Here is a 3,761-nt window from a genome sequence, read left to right on the forward strand (position 1 = left end):
AAGTACATACAACGCGATCGCCCTTTAACGTATTTGCTGGCTGCGCGATTAAGTTGGCTTTTCCAAGGGTTGTTTAGACTTTTTGGTATGATGAAAACGAATACCTAAAAACACGTCATAAAGAAAACTCCAAAAGTCTTTTCCTTGCAACAATCCCAGCCTAAGATGACAGCCTTTTTCCTCTAAAAGCGGTTGAGTAGCCCGATAAGCTGCCTGATAATTATACCAGGGAATCGAAGGCCACAAATGATGAATTAGGTGGTAATTTTGTCCGCAAATGAGGATATTGAGAATGGGGCTGGCATAGACCCTGGCATTTTTCCAGCGATCGCGCTCTTGAAAAGGTCGGTGAGGCAAATAATCAAAAAACAGTCCCAAAGCTAGCCCTACCACCAATGCCGGTGAAAACCAGAAATTGAGAATATATCCCAAAAAATGATATTGACAGGACAGATAAACAATTGAAAAAACAAACAACCGACTCAAAAACCATTCCAGCAGCTCGTACTTGCGCCAGAGACGGCGCTTGAAAAAATAGACCTCGTGATAAAAAAACCTTGCCGCAATTAACCAGAGTGGCCCACCGGTAGAAACAAAATGATCCGGATCGTTTTCCGGATCGTTAACGTGGGCGTGATGCTGCATATGCACCCGCGTAAACACGGGAAAGGCAAAACCCAACATCAACGCACTACCGTGTCCCAAAATGGCATTAACGACGCGATCGCGATGGGCTGCATGGTGAGAAGCGTCGTGAATCACAGTCCCCACCATATGCAAAGCCGTCACATTAATCAAAAAACAGCAGGGATCTGGCCAGTTCCACAGCCAGTAACCGCAAGTCGAGACAATCACCATAACTACGGCGGCTACAAACATAAGTAGCGTAGGATTAAAATCGCCGGGAGGAGCCAATAACTCCTTGGGTACTGTCAGCGGCTTCTGTGCCTCCGACATCAGTATCTTTACTCCAGTTAACTTCCATCGCGTAGTATACGATACGAAGCCTAGAATAATAAAGTTTTGTTTAGTTAGGGGAGAGGGGAGAGGGGAAAAGAGAGAAGGCGTCGGGGCTAGAGGCTAGTGTATATTCTTCGTTAGTGTTTAGTCTCAAAACTAGCTCCTAGTGCAGCACGGCAGAAGTAACCCACCAGATCGGAAGTAGTTGAATGCCTTACGCTCAAAGCACTTTTGACTTTTGAATGATTGACTTCCACGTAGCAACACTAGCCCTTAGTCCCCAGTCCCTCAGATCGACCATGCAACTGCGAAATACTTTGCGTCGGACAAAAATAGTCGCCACCATTGGCCCAGCCTGCCGTAGCCCAGAAGTTCTGAAAGCTATTATTGAAGCTGGTGCAACTACACTGCGGCTCAACTTTTCACACGGAACGCACGAAGAACACCAGCGCAATATTCGTCTCATCCGGCAGACTTCCTTCGAGCTGAATCAGCCGGTGGGGATATTGCAAGACCTACAAGGGCCGAAAATAAGATTGGGGCAATTTGAAAATGGTTCGATCGCACTCAAAAAAGGCGATCGCTTCACTTTGACCAACCGCCCGATCGCAGGTACTCAGGAAATCAGTTCCGTTACCTACGATAACTTAGCCGCCGAAGTTCCAGAAGGAGCGACCATTCTGTTAGACGACGGTCGCGTGGAAATGGTAGTGGAAAAAGTAGACCGCAGTTCGGAAGAATTGCACTGTCGCGTTGTTGTCGGCGGTGTGCTTTCCAACAGCAAAGGCGTCAATTTCCCAGGAGTTTACCTCTCCATCAAAGCCCTGACCGACAAAGACCGCAAAGACCTGATGTTCGGTCTCGACCAAGGTGTAGACTGGGTAGCGCTGAGCTTTGTCCGCAATCCCCAAGACGTATTGGAGATTAAAGAATTGATCTCCACAGCCGGTAAGCGCGTACCGGTGATTGCCAAAATCGAAAAGCACGAAGCGATCGAACAAATGGCAGAAATTCTCCCCTTGTGCGATGGCGTCATGATTGCCAGGGGAGATTTAGGCGTAGAACTACCCGCTGAAGACGTACCCATCCTGCAAAAGCGACTGATTACCTTAGCCAACGAGTTGGGAATTCCCATCATCACCGCCACCCAAATGCTGGATAGCATGGCGAACAACCCCCGGCCCACCCGTGCCGAAATTTCCGATGTTGCCAATGCTATTTTGGATGGCACAGATGCAGTGATGCTATCCAACGAAACGGCAGTGGGTAAATACCCAGTCGAAGCAGTCGCTACAATGGCTCGTATTGCCATTAGAATCGAGCAGGAACAGTCCCAACAAGTAACGACTCATTCCGGTACAAGCAACGGTCGCTCAGTCCCTAACGCCATCAGCCAAGCCGTCGGCCAAATTTCCGAACAACTGGGGGCGGCTGCGATTATGAGCTTGACGAAAACTGGTGCCACAGCTCGAAATGTGTCCAAATTTCGACCCAGAACGCCGATTATTGCCGTTACTCCTCACGTTGACGTGGCGCGGCAGTTGCAACTGGTGTGGGGCGTCAAACCTCTGCTGATGCTGGAGTTAGCATCTACCAGTCAAACCTTCCAAGCAGCCCTCAACGTTGCCCAAGAAAGGGGTCTGCTTACTCAGGGAGATTTGGTGGTGATGACTGCGGGTACTCTCCAAGGTGTTTCCGGTTCGACAGATTTGATTAAAGTTGAAGTGGTCACTACCGTACTGGGTAAAGGAACTGCGATCGGATCGGGTTCTGTCAGCGGTCGGGCGCGGGTCGCTAACAATGCCGTAGATGTCGGTAATTTCAGTTATGGGGAAATTTTGGTCGCACCCCGTACCACTGCCGATTTTGTCGATGCCATCCGCAAAGCAGCAGGAGTCATTACCGAGGACGAAAGTTTAACCAGTCACGCTGCTGTTATTGGTTTGCGCCTGGGTGTCCCAGTCATTGTCGGTGTGAAGAATGCCACTCAAAATATTCGCGATGGCGCAATTCTTACCCTGGATATGCAGCGGGGTTTGGTTTACTCCGGTGCGGCTGTTGTCGCTCAAACAGATACAGCTGTGGTGATGTAGGAGAACCTACCCCCCTAACCCCCCTCCCTACAAGGGAAGGGGGAAAAATTATACAATAACGATGCCACTGCAAAAGGATATCAATCTTTTTCTCAATCTTCCCCTCTATTAAAATATACAAATTATATGTGCGATAGCTTATTAGTGCTGTAAAACATGATAATCTTTATGCTGGGACAGTTAGATTTGCGAGCGTAGCAACAGTTTCATCTGAGTTGAATGTGTAAAACCATTCACGAGGGATTTTTGTTTGATTCAAAATACTAACATTCCGACTCAAATCGTCAATAGTAAATGTTCCTACATAGGTGACAGTTTTTGTTTCTAATGGGTTGATAATATCGTTTTCGCCAATATATCGTCCGGAAATCAAAACGCAGGTAACTTCAACTCAGCAATTATTAGATGGAGAATTTACCTACGAAAATCTCCAAAAAGCAATCAATTCAGTTCCGTTCCCGGTAGTGCATATTGCCTCTCACGGTCAATTTAGTTCCATAGCTGAAAACACATTTATTCTGACTTGTAATAATAAGGTTAACGTCAAAGAGTTAGATAACTTATTACGTCGCCGAGAACAAGAGGAAGATACTCCGATTGAATTGCTCGTTTTCAGTGCTTGCGAAACCGCAGCCGGAGACGATCGCGCTGCGTTGGGATTAGCGGGAGTGGCAATGAGAGCGGGCGCACGCAGCACTGTGGCAAATT

General features: G+C 47.6%; 3 protein-coding genes. 2 read left to right on the forward strand and 1 reads right to left on the reverse strand.

The window, feature by feature from the left end:
- Positions 1–48 precede the first annotated feature (48 nt).
- A complete protein-coding gene (gene crtR, locus H6S82_RS23185) occupies positions 49–957 on the reverse strand; it encodes a beta-carotene hydroxylase (RefSeq protein ID WP_190474136.1) in 909 nt (302 codons plus the stop codon).
- 302 nt (positions 958–1,259) lie between these two features.
- On the opposite strand from crtR, the gene pyk reads away from it, so the two are divergent.
- Positions 1,260–3,053 carry a pyruvate kinase gene (gene pyk, locus H6S82_RS23190; RefSeq protein WP_190474158.1) on the forward strand — a complete coding sequence of 598 codons (1,794 nt, stop codon included), beginning with the start codon at positions 1,260–1,262 and terminating at the stop codon, positions 3,051–3,053.
- Positions 3,054–3,361: 308 nt separating this feature from the next.
- Positions 3,362–3,761 (forward strand): CHAT domain-containing protein (locus H6S82_RS23195; RefSeq protein ID WP_191056777.1); only part of this gene is annotated, 400 nt, incomplete at its 3' end.

The organism is Planktothrix sp. FACHB-1355, from assembly GCF_014748295.1.
In the GTDB taxonomy this organism is placed as follows: Bacteria; Cyanobacteriota; Cyanobacteriia; order Cyanobacteriales; family Aerosakkonemataceae; genus Aerosakkonema; species Aerosakkonema funiforme_A.

Bases quoted from the DNA above. Each gene is read 5' to 3' on its own strand.
- crtR (WP_190474136.1), bottom strand. From the start codon at position 957: ATGTCGGAGGCACAGAAGCCGCTGACAGTACCCAAGGAGTTATTGGCT.
- pyk (WP_190474158.1), top strand. From the start codon at position 1,260: ATGCAACTGCGAAATACTTTGCGTCGGACAAAAATAGTCGCCACCATT.